Below are 16,904 nucleotides of genomic sequence, written 5' to 3'. Positions count from 1 at the left end.
CCCCATTCACGAAGCGCGGCACCTGAAGCGAGTAGTTCACTACGCACGCCCTTCTATCGCGGAATGGTCGGCTTGACAAGGCGCATCGACTTTCGCCGCGCCTCACCGGTAACCGGTATGTCGCGTCGACAGCGCGGTGACGCCCGCTGATCGCTCAGCGCGAATGTCGCGCCGGTGACCACCCGACTCGAATATTCGAACGCGCCGATCCGCGCGTATTCGACCGGCGATCACTCGACGCATACGGGCTCTGACCGGGCGGCGCCCGGTAGGGCGGTAGCGGGGCAGGAGAACATGCTCCCTACCGCCGCGCCCGGCGGTGCGAGATCAGTTGTGCGGCTGCCTCTGCCGGACGGTCCTCGCCGTCTCGGAAAGTTCGCGCTGCGAACGATGACGGAGCTGGGTATGCTTCCTCAACGTTAGTCGAATTACGCTGCGATCGAACACTTTTGGTAGACCGGTCGGTTCGAGGGCCGAGTTGGATCGTGGTGCCACTTGTCGGCGACGTACGCAGGGGAGATCGAACGTGTCGATGTGGCATCGGGCACACGGATCGCCAGGATTCACAGCCTGGCCGGCGGGCCCGCGACTATTTTCGCCCCCCGCGTTTCACCGGCCGCTCCCCCTCACATTCCTTCGGTAGCCGACCCGGCTATTCACCCAGAGCCGATCCGCCTACGCCAGAGCTGCCGTGCGGATCCGGCGTCGATTTCGGATCCCTTTTCCAGGAGCCTGTTTTGACTATCTCCCCATGTCCCGTCTCGCCCTTCGATCGCTACGGTGCGCGCGGGTGAAGCTGTATTCCGACGAGTTCGCAGCCGACCCCCACGCGGCATACCGGCGGATGCGCAGCGATCACGGCCCGCTCGTCCCGGTGCAGGTAGCGCCGGAAGTGTCCGCGACGTTGATCATCGATTACCGCACGGCGTTGGAGGTTCTCACCGACTCCGCGCGTTTCTCGGCCGATCCGAGCGAGTGGGAACAAAGCGTGCCGGCGCGGTGTCCGGTGCCGTGGGCGATGCGGTGGCGGCCGGACGCGTCGCGGACGGCGGGAGACGAGCATGCCCGCTACCGGAACGCCGTCACCGCCGGCCTCGATCGCATCGATCTGCACACACTGCGCGACACGGTGGAACGCACCGCCGTGTCGCTGATCAACGGTTTCTGCGCGGCCGGATCGGCGGATCTGCTCAACGAGTACGCGATCCCGCTCACCGTCCGGGTACTGGAGCAGGTGCTGGGGTTCCCGCCCGAGGTCCGAGAGGACGCGTACACCGCGATGATGAGCCTGCGCGACGCCGTCGACGCTGCGTCGGCGGAAGCGGCGCATCGAACGCTCAGCGCGGCGATGCTCGAGGTGATCTCGGCCAAACGGGCAGCACCGGCGGGAGATGTGGCCTCCTGGCTGGTCCAGCATCCGGCGCGGCTGAGCGAGACCGAACTCGTCCATCAGATGGCCATGCTGTACACGACCGGCGCCGAACCGACATGGAATCTGATCGCGGTCACTGTGCTGCTGCTGGTGACCGATGAGCGGTTCGGCGGTGAGCTGCTCGGCGGAGCACTGTCCACTCGCGACGCGATCGACGAGGTGCTGTTCAGCGATCCCCCCGCGACCAACTCCTGTGTCAGATATCCGATTCAGCCGCAAATCGTCGGGAATGTGTGGCTTCCGCAGCATCAACCGGTGCTGATCGGCTTGGCGGCGTGCAACAACGACCCCGCAGCGGTGGCCGGTGACCGCCAGGGCAACCGTTCCCACTTGGCCTGGGGCGCCGGCCCGCACACCTGCCCCGCGCAGTCGGTCGGCATGGTCATCGTCCAAGAGGCGCTCGACCAACTGCTCGATGCGCTGCCGGAGATCCGGCTGGCGATCCCAGCTGCGGAAATGAAGTGGCTCCCGAGCTCCTTCCACCGCGCACCGGCTACGGTCCCGGTCACCTTTCCGGAGTCCCCGCCCCTGAGTCTTCTTTGAGTCGGACGTGAGGGTGGTCTGTCGCACTGCGGACCACCCCCTACTTTTCATCTGTCTAAAACAATTAGCCATATGTAAAATCGGGACTACTCTGGGGCAGGTGCCGACTCATCGCACCCCGGATCCCGCCCATCGCGTTCGCGACGCCGGACGCACCAAACGCTGCCTGCTCGAGGCGGCCTTGGACGAGTTCGCCGCGAAAGGTTATGCGGGGGCCCGGGTCGGCGACATCGCCGAGCGGGCCGGCGTCAACAAGCAGTTGATCACCTACTACTTCGGCGGGAAGGAAGGGTTGTACCGAGCGCTCCAGCAGAGCTGGCTGGAGCGCGAGGCCACCTTCAGCGATCCGGCGCTGCCGCTGGCGGAGGTGGTCACGAAATATCTGCGCGACGGGCTGCGCGATCCGCGCGGCATCCGGTTGCTCATGTGGCGAGGATTATCCGATGCCGCGCCGTCTGGTGAGCAGCCGATCTCGGAGCACGATCTCGCCGAGACCAGACGCCGTCAGGAGCGCGGTGAGATCGCCGCCGATCTCGACCCGGCCGCCTTCCAGCTCGCGGTGATGGGCATGGTCATCGCCCCTCTGCTGCTACCGGTCCAGGTGCGCGAGCTGTTCGGCATGGAAGCCCAGACCACGGAATTCGAGCGACGCTACGGCGAACAGTTGCGCCGCATCCTGACCCATCTCACCGATTCCCGTTCCGAAGGAGAGACCCCATGACCTACCTCGTCACCGGCGTTCGCGGCATCGTCGGCCGAGCTGTCGTCGATCAACTGCGCGCGGCCGGAAGATCGGTGCGGGCAGCCAGTTCTCGCCCGGCGGACACCACCGTGCCGGACGGTGTCGAACTCGTCGGGCTCGACCCGACCGACCCCGGATCGGTCACCACCGCCCTCACGGGTATCGAGAAAATCTTCTGCTACGCCGCCGCCGAGGGCATCGACAACTTCATCGACGCCGCGAAGGCCGCCGGAGTCGCCCACATCGTGCTGCTGTCCTCCATCGCGGCGGCGAACGGGCACAATCCCATCGGCGCACGCCATCTCGCGGTGGAGAACACGCTGCGCGCGTCCGGCCTGCCGTTGACCGTGCTGCGTCCGGGCGCCTTCGCCGCCAACGCCCGCACCTGGTTTCCCACCATCAGAGCCGACCGCGTAGTCCGCGTCCCCTTCCCGGGCCTGCAACTGACGCCGATCCACGAAGACGATATCGCCGCCGCAGCCGTCACCGCCCTCGACGACCCATCCCACGCGGGCAAGATCTACCCCCTCACCGGCCCCGAATCCCTGTCGCATCGCCAGCAGGTCGCCGCCATCTCCGCCGCCCTGGGCGAGCCGATCGAACTGATCGAGCTCAGTTACGAGGAAGCAGCCGACGTCTACTACCGCCCAGTCCTCGATATGTGGGCAGAAGCCGGAACGCAGCCGAGCCCGGTCGGTCCCACTTCGCAGTCGATCACCGGCACACCCGCCCGCACCTTCGCCCAGTGGGCGGTCGACCACGTGAACGACTACCGCTGAGAACACACCCATCCTCCACCACCCCGCACCCCCTCTGACCAGTCGATTAGCACCGCTCCGGCCTCGTGCGGTAATCTCTTCGAGCGCCCGCACAGCGGGCGCAACGGGCTGTGGCGCAGTTTGGTAGCGCACTTGACTGGGGGTCAAGTGGTCGCAGGTTCAAATCCTGTCAGCCCGACAGACGAGAAAACCCCTCTGACCAGCGTCGGAGGGGCTTTCCTCATTCTCCAACCACCCGGAGTTGGGGACCACGTGGGGACCGTAGATGCTGCGAGAGCAGATTCCCGTCCTCGACCAGAGCCTGAATATCCGGATGGAGGTACCGCTGGGTTATCCGGGGATCGGTGTGACCAGCGATCTTCTGGAGCCGATGCACCGGTACGCCCGCGTCAGCGAACCATGTCAGCCCGGTATGCCGCAGATCGTGACGCCGCAGGTGCTCATAGCCAAGCTTGGCAACCACCGCGTCCCAATGCGTTGCCCGACGCAGGACGCCAGTCGAAATGCGGCCACCACGCGGACCGACGAACAACCGCGCTTCCGGCTTGTCCTGCATGGCAGCGGCGCGACGAGTCACCAGTTGCCGAAGCTCTTCGATGATTGGAATCTTGCGTGCCCGCTTGCCTTTCGTGCCCTTGTCCTGCATCCCGCCAGGGCCGGGCGTGGTTTGCCGCCGCAACGTCCACACCCAATTGGTCGTGTCGATGTCGGCCACCCGGCAGCCGGAGACCTCGCCGATTCGCGTGGCGGTACACGCCGCGAAGATCACCACATCACCCCAACCGCGATACTCATCAGCCGACGCCGCCACCAACGCATCAGCCAGCGCCGTAAGCGTCTGCCAGTCGGGCAGGGCCAGCGCCCGAGGGTTCTCTAGTTCGTCTTCCACCTGAGCAAACTGGCGTTGCCAGCCGGTCACCTGAACGGGGTTACGTGCGATCAGCTCATCGCGGACCGCCTGATCCATCATCCGCGCCCAAACGGCAAGAGTGTTCTTCACCGTCGATTTGCTGCACCCGTCCGCGATCCAAGCCCCAACCGCTCGATCCGCTACACCGGCGGTGATCATCGTGACCGGCAGGTGTCCGACCGTAGGCAGCACTCGCCGCCGCCAACCCGCAAGGTATGGATCACGGGTTTTCGGCTCTATGCCACGCAACGCCAGCTCCAGACTGGCTTTTCCGTACTCGGCCAGCGTCGCCGTCGCCATCTTCGGATCAACACCCCGCGCCGCAGCTTGCCGAAGACGCTCGACCCACTCGACAGCCTCTTCGCGAGTCTCGAAGGCTTCCGATACGGACGGGCGCTTCTTCGTGGCCGGATCAACCCAGCGAACACGGGCACGGTACGGCTTGGCCCGGTCCCGAACCTCGATATCTGCCCGAAGCTCAACCCCAAGCGGAAGAACATGCACCTGCTTGTCCATCACGCCACCATCGGATCAACGCGCCTGATCTGCAAGTAGGCGTCTACATCCGCGCTGCTGTAGCGGACCACACGATCGGACACCTGCACAAACGGCGGACCCTGCGGAGGACGAGCAGTCCGCCACCGCCGCAGGCTGGACGCATCCACATTCAGCATCCGGGCCACCTCCTCCGTCGTGTACCACCTGACGCTTGCATCCATCGCGGAACTCCTATGCCGCCGGGCCGTCTGCTGAATGCTGTTGTGCTACAACGTTTTCCGTTTCATGTGAAACGTGTTCCGTTGGTGGGTCCACCAGCATCGCACGGGTGTAATCCGCTTGCCGCCGCAGCTTCTGTGACACCAATTGCAAGATCAGATGCTCACGCGGTGGCACGTTCGGGTCGCCCGGCTCTACCGGGGTGATCTTCATCCGGTTGACGACTTCCGGGGCGATCCCGGCTTCTGCGAGGCGTTGCCGAACGAACTCCACCCGATCGGCCTTGTGGTCGGCGAGGTCCTTACCGGTCCACTTCCGCGACACCAGCACCCGACGCCCCCGCATCCCCAACGTGTCCCGGCGATGCGCCTTGCCCTTGCACAACCCCGGCACCGTCTTGGCCGTGGCGCCCTTCGGGATCACGCCGTAGCGGAACCACAACCCGCACGACGGCGAGCACGGCGTCACCGCCAACTCCGCGTGCAACCGGTCGTAGTGATCGGCCGCGCGCTGGGACTTCGGTTCGATCACGTCCCCGATGCTCTTGGTGAGGTACTTCGTCAGGTACCCGATATGCCGACCGGCCTCTTCGGTGCCGCCGAGGATGCCCTTCACATCGACCTGCTGACCGAACCGGATCACATGCGCCGGTTCCAACTCGTCCACCGTGTCCATCACGTCCAGGGCTTCGGTGAACGTCGGCACCGGCTCGCGGGTGTCCGGGTCCACGAACCGGCCCAGCGTGTAATCCCAGAACGGCATCCGCCCGGAGTCGTAGACCTCCTGGTCGAAGTGCGGCCACCACACCTGGTGATAGGTCGCCGCCGCCAGCTGGCGAATCAGTTCCTTCGGGTCGGTGCCACGAATCCCCATATGGATATGCGGGGCCCCGCGCCGCTGCGGCTCCACCGTCGCGAAGTACTGGACATCACGACCCGAAGCGCGCCGGTAGTTCTGCACGAACCGGTCGAACAACGCCGAGAAATGAATGATGTCCCGCGCCGCCTGCCGGTAGTCGTAGCTCTCCGGGTCCACCGGAGCACCGTCCGAACCCACCCGCCCATACGACGGCAAGGTCAGGGTGACGAACAGCGATGGCCGGTACTTGCCCGCATACACCCGCCCGACCGTGGTCTTGGCGACCTTCTTGCGAGGCAGGTCCGGGGCCTGCTGCTGACGCCGCGTGGAGCGCTTGCGCACCGGTTTCGGCTGCGGGTCCAGCGCGGGCAGCTTGCCGCGGATACCGGTCTCCCGAAGTTCCTCGTCCAGGTCGGCCACCACTTCCCGGATACCATCCATCGCGTCGGTGTCGCCGTCCTCGCGCGCCTGCTCGTACTCGTGCATCAACGTCGCCCGCGCCGTCAACAGCTCGGTTTGCTGCTCGGTCGGTGCCTTCTTCTCCACCACTGGTTCCTCCTGAATGTGCCAGCCCTCCCGGCACTGCTGAATCCGCAACGCCCGAGCCCGCGCAGCGCACGCCGGGCACACACACTCCAAAGTCGATTTACACGGCGCGGCAATGTATTTCGGCGCGTGAGTGTCCTCATCGACCGCGAGCAACGCCAACGGACGCCGACACGTCCCGACCTTCTCCGCCGCCGACGCCGCCAGCTCGACCATGTTCAACTGGGCGCGACGATCCGCCGCCGTCTCACGCGGCTCACCGGCCGTGGCGGGCGAATCATGTTCTGTGACAGCAGGTTCGGTCATACCGCGACCGCCAGCGTCGCGAACTTCGCTGCCGCCTGCACCAGCCCGAACAAGCACTGACACCGACCACCGGACTGCCGCCACGGCATCCCCGCGCACGCCGGGCACACCTCCCACTCCGACAGGTTGTGACGGTTCACGCACACCGGCGACACGCAATCACGGCCCTCGCACCAGATGCACACCCCCGCGAAGCTGAACCGCGACGGACGCAGAGCAGACAACACAGGCGGCGACGCCTCCACATCCGGCAGCACCGCCACGACAGGGAATAGCGAGGCAGTGACCGTGCCGAGCGTCGCGGCAACAATCTGCGCGTACTCCCTGCCCGGCTTGTTCTCCCCCAGCTCCCACGCCTTCCAGCGCCGCACCAGGTGTTCGGCATCGGGAAGCACCCGACCCGCGTGTGCCCGCATCGCTTCGGCCGCCGCAGCCTGAGACAGGCCCTTCGCCTCACGCAGAGCACGAATCCGCCGCGCCCACACCGGCCTCTCCACCATCACGATCACCCGACCCGCCGACGCGGAGCACCACCATTGGCGGGCCAGCACTCGTAAACCACCGTCGAAGGCACCACCGCGACCGGCTCCGGCCCCACGAGGTTCACATCCAGCAGCCCGCCCCAGCAGTAGCACCGCTTACCCGCCCCCTCCGGGTCCACATGCCCCCGCACATAGCCCGTGCCCCCGCAATCCGGGCACAACACCCACTCCGACGCCGCATGCTGCGCAATGCACCCCGCCCGCGAGCACCCCGCCGCCAGACAGTAGATGCAGAAACCCGCGTAATTCAGGCGCGACGGACGGAACGTGGCGGCTGCGGCGGTCACTTGTGGCGTAATCATGTCTCCACCCCTCGGTAGTTGAGTTGATACCCCCTCAACCCGCAAAGCGGCTGAAAGTCGGTCGAGTTGAGGGGGTATTAACTCCGAGGGTACGCCGGGCTGACGTTTGTCGTCAAGGGGTTCTAAACTCGTGCTGTGGCTGGCATAGACGAGTTCGACAAGGTCCGTTCCGATCCGGACCCGGTGCGCCGTGGACAGCGGGCAACCGACCTGATCACGCTGTATCAACAGCGGGCCGCCGAGCTAGCGAGACTCCGCAAGGAGGCGATCGAGGAGGCTCGTCAGACTGGTCTCACCTACAGCGAGATTGCGGAGCTCCTCGGCATCACAAAAAGCCGGATCAGCCAGATCAGGACTAGCGCGCCGCCGCCCGAACGAGCATTCTTCGGGGTTGGTCCTGTCGCGGTCGGGATTCCGCGGCGCTTCGGTGTCGAAGACGGCCGCGAACGCCCGTACTTCGATGCGAGCGATCAGGCAACTCAGGAACAGGTCGAAACGATGCTGACCCGGCTTGCCCTTGCTACCTCGCGATTCGCGATCGACCCCGACACCGAGCAGCCACCGGCCGGAGACGCGGTGGTGATTTGCGGCCCGAAGTCCGCCCCGGTTGCCCGCCATCTACTCGCCGCCGACGAGGCGCTCAGCTTCGAGAACATCGACGGGACCTGGTACCTCATCGAGAAGGCCACCGGGCGCCGACATAGCTCACCCTTCCGTGCCGACCTCACGAACAGAACCGACATTGGTTACCTCGCCCGTCGAGTGGAGCATGGGCGCGTCATCGTCCACATCGCGGGCGTGACCAGCATTGGTTCTCTCGGAGTGGCTCACTGGCTCAACGCCAACTTGACGTGGCTCTACCGGCCGGGTGCTCACTTCATCAGCGCAGTAATCGAATGCGATTTCGACACTGACTTGGCTATCACGGACAGTCGCGCCCTCGCAGGACCTTTCACGGCAGGGGAGTGAGGGGTGGAGATCGCGATAGCTGAGCTACCCGCGCAGACAGGCGAAGACCGCGCCCTGCTCTTCGAAACTGGAGTGATCGTGCTCGACGGTGCTACCTCGCATGATCCCGACATCCCGCCTGCCGTTCAGTACGTGGACACGCTGGGCCGCGAACTCATCGACCGGTGCGGCACGGCAAGCACTCTCGCGACAGCTTTGGCGGACGCAATCCGGTCCGCGGCAGACGAACTCGACCTACGGCCGAACGTGTCACCATCCAGCACCGTCGCAGTTGTCCGGGTCAATAACGACGAGGTTGAGTTGCTCGTCCTCGGCGACAGCACAATCGTCGTCGGCACCGCGAACGGACGACACGACATGATCACCGATGATCGCCTGAGCAATCTTCCCATATCCGAAGCGTCCGAATACCGGCGTCGACTGGCCGCAGGCTCGGGGTATGACGACATTCACCGCGGATTGCTTCGCGAACTCCAACGCCAGCAGCGAGCGCAGCGTAACCGACACACTGGCTATTGGATCGCGGAAGCCGATCCGGGTGCCGCCGAACACGCAGTGACCGTGAGCTACCCGCGCGATGCGATCAAGTGGGCAGTCGTCACGACAGACGGTGCACGCGACACTGTCGAGGCGCTTGGTATCGCGTGGCCCCAGATTGCAGCCCAATCACCTGCATCGCTTCGCGCTATCCTCGCTCGATGCCACGAGTGGGAAGCTCACGCCGATCCAGACGGCCGCGTCCTGCCCCGATCCAAGCGGCACGACGACAAGACCATTGCGGTGGTCCGTCTGTAGTCGGCTTGATGAGCGCCCCGAACGTTCCGAAGTTGTTGCCGAATTTGGCTATATAGGATCAAGAGCGCCCCGGCGGCGCTTCGCGCCGCCGCCGCGCTGCGACACGCAGCGCGGCTGATGAGGCGTCGCTCGCGGCGCGTCGAGCGCGTCGGCGACACTCGGCCGCCGGGGCGCACAGAGTTCCTATCTGGCCACTTTTCGAACATCCTCGCAGTGCTGGGCACGACGAGAGCCGTACCCGACTGACCTCCCGCAGCCGAGCACGAATCGGCCGGCACTCTGCCCGGTCCACCGGCTGTGGTCCCGCCGAGGTCCCCAGATCCACGAACGAGGTCACCGCAGTCAGCCGAGCGGGGCCCCGCCGGGTCACCAGTTCCTCACCGGCCGTGGTGGTCTGACTGATCCGAGGGCTATCACGCCACCAGCGGGCATCAAGAGCGCCTACGGCGTCACTACGTGATGGCTGGCGCCACTCTTGACACCCACCGGAGCCGTGATCGAGACGCCCTCAGCCAGACCACCCCAGCCGGAGAGGAACCCGCGAGATGACCACCAAGCCCGATACCTGCCAGCTCCGCGGATGCGACAACCCCGCCGCCGTCCCGTTCACCTCCAAGTACGGTCCCCAGGACCAGGTGGTGTGGCGCTGCACCCCGTGCGACACCCAGTACCGCCGCAACGCCGAGATTCTCGACCGGTACCCGTACTGAACCGGAGGGGGCTTCGGCCCCCTCTTCTCGTGCCTTGAACAGCTGAGCGTCCTTCGGCCGCTTGGCCCTGCTGTGTGGTGGCCTGCATTGTGTTCACGCGCCCCTCCAGCGTCAAGAGCGCCTACGGCGTCAGCTCCGCTGATGGCTATCGCCACTCTTGACCCCGGAGCCTCTACACGCGAAAGGCAGGCCGATAAGGGGCAGGCGCAGCCAGCCCGCCTCTGGGTGCAACCCACCACACAACAGGGCCAAATGGACGTGGTGCGGACATGCGAAAGTGGCGGATAGACAACCTATCCGCTGGGGACCAGATGGGGACCACACGTCATACACGACCACGCACAACGCGCCGTTTCTGACACATCGCGCCATCATGCATACCGCGTGTGACGTGCGCATATCTCGAATCAGGATTCCTGGGGGTCAAGTGGTCGCAGGTTCAAATCCTGTCAGCCCGACACTGGAAACCCTTTCCGACCAGCGTCGGAAGGGGTTTTCTCGTTCCTGAGGGAGGGGTCGGATTCGACCCGAGCCAGTCAAAATCTCATACTTTCGCCCTCCTCGCCGCGAGCCCAGCGTTCCAGGACGTCCCGATTGTCCGGAACGGTCTCCGGGATGTCGATGTAGTGGGTCTTGGCCACCGCGCGGGTGTTGCCGAGCTGGCGGGCGGCGCGTTCGGGGTCGCCGTAGGCGTGGTCGACCGCGGTGGCCGCGCCTTTGCGGAATGTACGTGGAGTCACCCACGCGAAGTTCTCCCCGCGTGCCGCGCGCCAGGTGCGGCCGAAGTTGTTCGGGTTGCGCAGCGACCCGTTTCGGGCCGGGAACAGCAGTCCCATCGGGTTTTGGCGGTCGCCGACTTCCAGGTCCTTGATCGCCTCCCGGACAGCATCGACGGTGTGGGCGGGCAGCAGGATGCGCCGCCACCCGTTGTCGGTCTTTGGGGCGGGTTTGCGCACCCATTTGCCCTTCACCTCAACCAGGGTGCCGGTGACGTCGAGGTAGGGCTCGGGCGCGTCGAGGTCGATGTCCTCGAGCAGCAGCGCGAAGACCTCGTGCGGGCGCATGCCGGTGCCGGTGATCACGTCGACAACCCACACCACCGTCCAGTCCCGCGGCGGCCCGCAGGTGTAGGCCGGAGTGCCGGGGATCGCCTCGCCGTTGGCCCACGCTCTGACCTGAGCGCGGAAGGCGGGTAAGGCGTCTTGGTCCCGCACCTTGCCGCGCCGGGTTGCGGCGCCGTCCGAAGGGGCTGACTCCGTCGATCGGGTTGGTTTCCACCGCGCCGTGGCGTACCGCGATCTGCATCATTGCGCGCAGAATTATCTTGTGCTGCTTGGCTTTGCGCCGTAGCCCCAACGCGATGAGTCGTTTCAGGTGACGGTCCAGCTCACCGGCGGTGGCCTGCCAGACCTGCAGGTTCCCGACCGAGTTCTCAATCTTGACAGTCTTGGGGTTCGCGCGTTTGTCGGTCGAGACATAGATCTCGCGGCGGTAGTCCTCGATGTTGCCCTCGGTGTAGGCGTCGTCGCGCTCCAGTTCGGCAAGCAGCTCGGCGGCGAGCTCGAGCAGTTTGGTGGTGCGCGTGATCCGCAGGTACCCCAACTGTTCCCGATGGTCACGCATTGCCTCCGCGAGCCTGTTGCGTGCCTCGTCCGGGCTCGCCCCCACCCGTCGAGCTGGGCACGTCCAGCCGCGCCGTAGTAATAGACCGTCGTGCGCCAGCGCCCGTTCTTTTGCTTCTTGGGCTTGGTCGGCGCACCGAACGTGCCGACAGGCTTCGGCAGTCTGCCGCCCATCAACCGCTTCCTTCCCTCATCGTTGCCAGACATTCGCGCTCAAACGTCGGCAGCGCCCCGCAGCCGCCAAGATGGCCGCTACGCCGATCCGGTTGAGGGGGCGATGCCGACCTCAAGACTCGGTTACACGAAGGCGAAGCACAACGGGCGAATCATTGCTATAAATTAGCTGCCAGTGGTCCGTAACACGCTTGCGGTCCGCAGCAGATACCGAGCACGCCAGAACTGCCGAACCTGAGCGCCGCTCAGCCGAGAACTGGTCCGCTTCCTCCACCATTGGCGAGCTGCTGTTCTTCCCAGGCAACGAGGTCACTGACCCGGTAACGCCGGTATCTGCCCATGCGGGCGAACCGTGGGCCCCGGCCTGCGGCCGCCCACGCCGAGAGCGTCTTCTTCGGGATCTTCAGTCGCCGAGCGACTTCTTCTGTGCTGAGCCAGATCTCGTCGCCACTACCGTCAGGCATGGGCCCGCGGTGTCGCTCCGTGTGGCCTTCGTTGCTCGGCGTCGATGGTTTGGATGGGGGTCTCGAATGCATGGGTCACCTCAGTCGAAAGGACCCTGTCTGCCGATTCTCACCCACCATCCATTGAAGCTTCCCTGCGACGATCGCGCCACCGTCCAGACGTCGCGCATGCCGACAATTCCAGAGCCAGTGCAACAAGATTGGGACTGCTGCACGGTGGCGGAGTGCCCGAGAGTCTTGTGGGGTCCGACGGTATTGCCGTGGGCGCAGTGGGAAACCCTCCTAATGGAACGTCGAGAACCTGTTCGACCACAAAGACGCTCCACGCACCGACAAGCTGAAACGCGTCCTACAGAACGATCTGAAGAACTGGACCGTCACGCTGCAGGATCAGAAGGTCAGCCAGCTCGCCTCGGTCATCGCGCAGATGAAACAACGGTGCCGGACCCGACCTGCTCGGAGTTTGCGAGATAGAGAACGAGACCGTCGCGCAGCTGCTGGTCGACAAGGTCAACACCCTGCTTCCCGATGCTCGTAGCTACAAGATCGTGCACGCCGACACCGGCGGCGAACGCGGCATCGACGTCGCGTTCATCTACGACACCGCGCTGCTCGAAGTTCCTCTGCCCCTGACGGATTCGGTGTTCTTCCATGGGGTGATGCGCCGCAACGCCACCCCCGAGATCGTCCAGGTCCACTTCACCACCAAAACCGCCACCCCGCACGTGAGCGGTGTTCGATAACCACTGGCCCTCACGCCGCGGCGGCGCCGAAGCCTCCGCCGGCTACCGCGCCATCGCCGGGGAAACCCTCGCCTACTTCCACCAACGCGTCCTCGAAGTCCACGGGCCTGATACCCGGTGCTGGTGATGGGCGATATCAACGACGAACCGTTCAACACCTCCCTCGACACCCACACGCCCTCAGCCGCCGCCAACACGAACTCGTCAACAACGGCGACAACCTGAGGTTCCCCCGCTTTCTCGGAGGGCTCTGACTGTGGTCCGATAGGGCCGGAAGGAGTCATTCGTGGCAGCACCGAGGAAGTACCCGGACGAGCTGAAGGCGCGGGCGGTGCGGCTGTATCGGGAGTCGGACCCGAAGCCGACGATCCGGAAGCTGGCCGCCCAGCTCGGGGTGCATCACGAGGCGTTGCGGCTGTGATCCGCCAGGCCGAGGCCGATGCCGGCGAACGCGACGATCGGCCGACGACCGACATGCTGGCTGAGAACCGGGCCCTGAAGAAGCGGGTCGCGGAGCTGGAGCGGGTGAACGCCGTATTGCGTGATGCGAGTGCGTATTTCGCCTCGGAGCTCGGCCAGACCCGGCGGTGATCTTGCGGTTCGTCAGCGAACATCCGCAGCACCCGGTCGAGCTCGTATTGCGGGTTCTGGGCATCGCGTCATCGACGTATTACGGCTGGTTGCAGCAGGCGCAGCAGCCGTCTCGGCGGCGGCTGGCCGACCAGGAGTTGCTGGCTGAGATCGTCGATATCCATACCAGCTCGGGCGGGACCTACGGGTCACCTCGGATCCATGCGATGCTGCGCCGACGGGGTATCTCGATCGGCCGCAAACGAGTCGAGCGGCTGATGCGGGGTGCCGGGTTGCAGGGCGCGTTCCTGCGCAAGAAGTGGCGCCTGGGTTCGACTCGGCAGGATCCGCGTGCCACCCCGGCCCCGGATCTGGTCAACCGTGACTTCACCGCCGGTGAGCCGGACCGGCTATGGGTCGCCGACGCCACCCGCATCGTGTGTGGTGAGGGTGTGTTCTGGCTGGCCGCGGTCCGGGACGCGTTCTCCAACCGGATCGTAGGCTGGAAGTGTTCGGACCGGTGCGACACCGAACTGGTACTCGGTGCTCTCGAATACGCGGTGTGGACCCGCGATGTCCGTGACGGGCAGTTGGTCCATCATTCCGACCGTGGCTCGACCTACACAGCGATCCGGTTCGCGAACCGATTGGCCGACAACGGGATCGCGCAGTCGATGGGGTCGGTCGGTGACAGTTACGACAACGCTCTCATGGAGAATTTCTTCTCTACCCTCAAGACCGAGCTGGTGTATCGGAACAGTTGGCGGACAAGGGAAGACGCCGAGAACGCCCTGTTCGGCTACATCGACGGCTGGTACAACACGCAGCGGATCCAGAAGAAGCTCGGCTGGCGATCACCCGACGAGTACGAAGCCAGCTACCATGACCGGGTTCCAGCCGGAACCAGATAATCCGCTCTCCGGATTAGCGGGGGAACCTCAATGTCTTGCGTCAAGATCCTGGCAGGATCTCGCTGGTCACGAGGTTTACGCCGGGATGGAGCGACCGCGGTCAACGCGCGGTAATGGCTCCCCTTTATGTCAAGAAGCGGTTGGGAGTTCGCCGTTAGACCGGGTGGCGGTAAGTCCGGGTTGTGGCTTGTCCGAAGGATCGGTGTGGGGGGTAGAGCCGGTCGCGCTGGAGTCAGAAGTCGCCCCCGAGTGCCCTCCCGGGCTTGCCGTATCTCGTTGCCGCTGATCGGCGAGCATTCGCTGGTAGACAGCGTTGGACAGGCGCCGTTTGAGTGCGCGCATCGCCTCCATGGAGGTCTCCCCGGCAGCCTTCTTGGTGTCGTAATAGACCCGGCCTGGTGTCGGGTAACGCAGCTGGACCACTGCCATGGTGTGCAGAACGTAATTGATCTTGCGGTTGCCGGCCCGGGAAAGCCGGTGTCGCTTTTGTTCTCCCGATGACGCATCCAGGGGTGCGGTGCCGTTCCAGGAGGCGAACCGGTCCCGGGACACGAAACGGTGGATGTTCTCGGTGTCGACGAGAAGCCGTGCCGCGCCGCAGGGGCCAATGCCGTGGAGGTCCATCAGGGTCGACACGCGCGCGAGGACCAGTTGTTTGAGTTCTTTGCCCGCCGCTTTGGTTTTTCGGTCGATGACCCCGAGATCGTCGATCAGCTCGCTCACCATCCGCAAGCGGACCCGGGCCGCGGCATCGCCGGGTACGACAGTTTCGGCCAGGGCGCGGGCCTGCATTGCCGACAGAAACTTCTTGGCGCCGCCGGGTACCAACTCCAGCAGTAGTCGGTGGATACGGTTCAACAGCTCGGTGCAGGCCTAGCCGAACTCGTCACGACGATCGACCAGCAGACCCAACGCGACCAGCTCCGGATCCGCCTGTATCCGGCGCAGATTCGGCACCCTCCCACGCCGTCAACGGAACGGAATGCGCGTCGGCCGGGTCGGTTTTGCGGCCGTTGCCGGTGGCAAAACACCCTAACCTGAGCCGACAGTTTCGCCGGCACGTCGATGACGGTTTCCCCGTCGCCCACCAGCCGGTGTGTCACATGCCTTCCGACACCGTTGCAGCCCTCGATCGCCCACACTCGTTGCGGGAATCGTTGTGCGGTGGTGAGCATTTCACCGTATCCAGTTGTGTCAGTGCCGTAACGCCCGGTCGCGAGGTTCTTCGCGGCGGGGTCGATGATTTCGATGGTGGCCGAGCGCTCGTGCGGGTCCATGCCGATGATAACCAACATCGGTATCCTCCCAGATCGACGGAGGAGGTATCCGTTGCAGTAAGGCACCGCTACTTCGAGTCAGGGCAGACCCCTTTCCAGCCACGTCCGCACGGTAACCCGGTGGGGCGCAAGCCATTAGCGAGCCACACCGATGATGCTGGTGGGCAGCCGATTACGGAGCTTCCCAGCGGGTCCCTGGGCTCGATCCTGGCCGGGAACAAGCCCTACCACCAGTCTAAAGTAGCCGATTATCGGATGTTCAAGACTGGCCGATCGGGGACTCATCGCCAGTCATGACTGTGCTGATTGCTTCCATCGGAAACCGTGGTCGTTTAGAGATCAGACTGGTCGGCTGACCAGATGTGTTGAATCCCGTGTCTGTCCAGTGGTTTTCGTGCTGCATATTGCACGTTGCAATTTTCGCGCGGTGGCGTGTCCGGTTGTCGTGAATGCTGCGGCACGGGTGCATGGATGCGTGTACGGTGAGCCTCGTCCGGTACGGATGACTCGGGGCGCCACCGGCGTGGATGAAAACTGTTTTCACGAGTTTCTGATGAGGGGTGATTCGCCGTGCCCGGTCGACCCGTGGCGCCGACGCAGTTCGGCGGCGTGGAGGTACTGGTCGAGACCATCCGGGTAGCCGACGCCGAGCCCACCAGTATCGGTAGTCCTGGTGTGGCGGTGGACGCGCTGGAGCGGGCGCGGGAGGTGATCGCCACGGCAGCGTCTACGGCGTACCTGATCCGGCAGCTCGGTGAGGTGACACGCCCGGATCGGTTGGAGGTCGAGTTCGGGACCGGATTCTCGCTGAAAGCCAACATCATCGCCGCCTCCGGCGCTGCGGAACCCTTTCAGCCGCAACCGACCGCGGCCGAACCCTCGCGGCCGCGCTGACCGGCTCGAGAAACTCGCGAAAGCAATACTCACCATATGAGACACGCTCTTAGGGACTCGAGCCGAGTGAGCCGCCCGAACGGGCGGTGCCGCAGTGG

The 16,904-nt window shown here is 65.0% G+C and carries 19 protein-coding genes and 1 tRNA gene; 12 read left to right on the top strand and 8 right to left on the bottom strand.

Going from position 1 to position 16,904, the window contains the following annotated elements:
• Positions 1-790 precede the first annotated feature (790 nt).
• The 4 genes from NG1_RS21130 to NG1_RS21115 all read left to right on the top strand — a co-directional run bounded on the left by NG1_RS21130 (position 791) and on the right by NG1_RS21115 (position 3,674).
• Positions 791-1,975 carry a cytochrome P450 family protein gene (locus NG1_RS21130; protein WP_245659978.1) on the top strand — a complete coding sequence of 395 codons (1,185 nt, stop codon included), beginning with the start codon at positions 791-793 and terminating at the stop codon, positions 1,973-1,975.
• A 100-nt stretch (positions 1,976-2,075) separates the two neighbouring features.
• A complete protein-coding gene (locus NG1_RS21125; RefSeq protein WP_062973362.1) occupies positions 2,076-2,696 on the top strand; it encodes a TetR/AcrR family transcriptional regulator in 621 nt (206 codons plus the stop codon).
• Positions 2,693-3,496 carry an SDR family oxidoreductase gene (locus tag NG1_RS21120; protein WP_062973357.1) on the top strand — a complete coding sequence of 268 codons (804 nt, stop codon included), beginning with the start codon at positions 2,693-2,695 and terminating at the stop codon, positions 3,494-3,496. The genes NG1_RS21125 and NG1_RS21120 overlap by 4 nt, the downstream gene beginning before the upstream one ends.
• A 104-nt stretch (positions 3,497-3,600) precedes the next feature.
• Positions 3,601-3,674: transfer RNA gene (locus tag NG1_RS21115), tRNA-Pro, on the top strand.
• Between the two features lie 42 nt (positions 3,675-3,716).
• On the opposite strand, the gene NG1_RS21110 is transcribed toward NG1_RS21115, so the two are convergent.
• From NG1_RS21110 to NG1_RS38440, 4 genes are all read right to left on the bottom strand, one after another.
• A complete protein-coding gene (locus NG1_RS21110; protein ID WP_062973355.1) occupies positions 3,717-4,922 on the bottom strand; it encodes a tyrosine-type recombinase/integrase in 1,206 nt (401 codons plus the stop codon).
• Positions 4,922-5,125 carry a helix-turn-helix transcriptional regulator gene (locus NG1_RS21105; protein ID WP_062973354.1) on the bottom strand — a complete coding sequence of 68 codons (204 nt, stop codon included), beginning with the start codon at positions 5,123-5,125 and terminating at the stop codon, positions 4,922-4,924. Before NG1_RS21105 ends, NG1_RS21110 begins: the two co-directional genes overlap by 1 nt.
• A 10-nt stretch (positions 5,126-5,135) precedes the next feature.
• A complete protein-coding gene (locus tag NG1_RS21100; RefSeq protein ID WP_062973513.1) occupies positions 5,136-6,743 on the bottom strand; it encodes a replication initiator in 1,608 nt (535 codons plus the stop codon).
• An 86-nt stretch (positions 6,744-6,829) separates the two neighbouring features.
• Complete coding sequence (locus NG1_RS38440) at positions 6,830-7,342, bottom strand: helix-turn-helix domain-containing protein (RefSeq protein ID WP_245659977.1); 513 nt, start codon at positions 7,340-7,342, stop codon at positions 6,830-6,832.
• 470 nt (positions 7,343-7,812) lie between these two features.
• Here NG1_RS38440 and NG1_RS21090 point away from each other — a divergent pair, with 470 nt between their 5' ends.
• The 3 genes from NG1_RS21090 (at position 7,813) to NG1_RS36825 (ending at position 10,151) form a co-directional block, all read left to right on the top strand.
• Complete coding sequence (locus tag NG1_RS21090) at positions 7,813-8,646, top strand: sigma factor-like helix-turn-helix DNA-binding protein (RefSeq protein WP_062973351.1); 834 nt, start codon at positions 7,813-7,815, stop codon at positions 8,644-8,646.
• A gap of 3 nt (positions 8,647-8,649) precedes the next feature.
• On the top strand, positions 8,650-9,441 hold the full coding sequence (locus NG1_RS21085) for a hypothetical protein (RefSeq protein WP_063910392.1): 792 nt from the start codon (positions 8,650-8,652) through the stop codon (positions 9,439-9,441).
• 545 nt (positions 9,442-9,986) lie between these two features.
• Positions 9,987-10,151, top strand: coding sequence for a hypothetical protein (locus NG1_RS36825; RefSeq protein WP_157114156.1), 165 nt, complete (start codon positions 9,987-9,989; stop codon positions 10,149-10,151).
• Between the two features lie 536 nt (positions 10,152-10,687).
• On the opposite strand, the gene NG1_RS21080 is transcribed toward NG1_RS36825, so the two are convergent.
• A complete protein-coding gene (locus tag NG1_RS21080; protein WP_062973346.1) occupies positions 10,688-11,365 on the bottom strand; it encodes a tyrosine-type recombinase/integrase in 678 nt (225 codons plus the stop codon).
• 827 nt (positions 11,366-12,192) lie between these two features.
• Positions 12,193-12,411, bottom strand: a complete 219-nt coding sequence (locus tag NG1_RS35815; RefSeq protein WP_084499079.1) for a helix-turn-helix domain-containing protein — start codon at positions 12,409-12,411, stop codon at positions 12,193-12,195.
• A 452-nt stretch (positions 12,412-12,863) separates the two neighbouring features.
• Between NG1_RS35815 and NG1_RS21070 the strand changes: the two genes are divergently transcribed.
• From NG1_RS21070 to NG1_RS21060, 4 genes are all read left to right on the top strand, one after another.
• Positions 12,864-13,154 carry an endonuclease/exonuclease/phosphatase family protein gene (locus tag NG1_RS21070; protein WP_281218286.1) on the top strand — a complete coding sequence of 97 codons (291 nt, stop codon included), beginning with the start codon at positions 12,864-12,866 and terminating at the stop codon, positions 13,152-13,154.
• Positions 13,155-13,440: 286 nt separating this feature from the next.
• Complete coding sequence (locus tag NG1_RS35810; protein WP_084499078.1) at positions 13,441-13,575, top strand: transposase; 135 nt, start codon at positions 13,441-13,443, stop codon at positions 13,573-13,575.
• A complete protein-coding gene (locus tag NG1_RS36820) occupies positions 13,572-13,745 on the top strand; it encodes a hypothetical protein (protein WP_157114155.1) in 174 nt (57 codons plus the stop codon). Before NG1_RS35810 ends, NG1_RS36820 begins: the two co-directional genes overlap by 4 nt.
• A 2-nt stretch (positions 13,746-13,747) precedes the next feature.
• Positions 13,748-14,635, top strand: a complete 888-nt coding sequence (locus NG1_RS21060) for an IS3 family transposase (protein WP_062973511.1) — start codon at positions 13,748-13,750, stop codon at positions 14,633-14,635.
• Between the two features lie 129 nt (positions 14,636-14,764).
• On the opposite strand, the gene NG1_RS37885 is transcribed toward NG1_RS21060, so the two are convergent.
• Both NG1_RS37885 and NG1_RS37880 read right to left on the bottom strand, forming a co-directional pair.
• Entirely contained in the window at positions 14,765-15,493 is a 729-nt protein-coding gene (locus NG1_RS37885) for a transposase (RefSeq protein ID WP_210750507.1), read from the bottom strand.
• The gene (locus tag NG1_RS37880) at positions 15,490-15,930 is read right to left on the bottom strand and encodes a hypothetical protein (protein WP_210750508.1); all 441 of its coding nucleotides are present in this window, start codon (positions 15,928-15,930) and stop codon (positions 15,490-15,492) included. Before NG1_RS37880 ends, NG1_RS37885 begins: the two co-directional genes overlap by 4 nt.
• A 552-nt stretch (positions 15,931-16,482) precedes the next feature.
• On the opposite strand from NG1_RS37880, the gene NG1_RS21050 reads away from it, so the two are divergent.
• The gene (locus tag NG1_RS21050) at positions 16,483-16,806 is read left to right on the top strand and encodes a CU044_2847 family protein (protein ID WP_157114153.1); all 324 of its coding nucleotides are present in this window, start codon (positions 16,483-16,485) and stop codon (positions 16,804-16,806) included.
• The last annotated feature ends 98 nt before the right edge of the window (positions 16,807-16,904 follow it).

Origin of the sequence: Nocardia gamkensis NBRC 108242 (genome assembly GCF_001612985.1) — a bacterium.
Lineage (GTDB): Bacteria > Actinomycetota > Actinomycetes > Mycobacteriales > Mycobacteriaceae > Nocardia > Nocardia gamkensis.
This window is presented reverse-complemented; position numbering and strand designations above follow the sequence as displayed.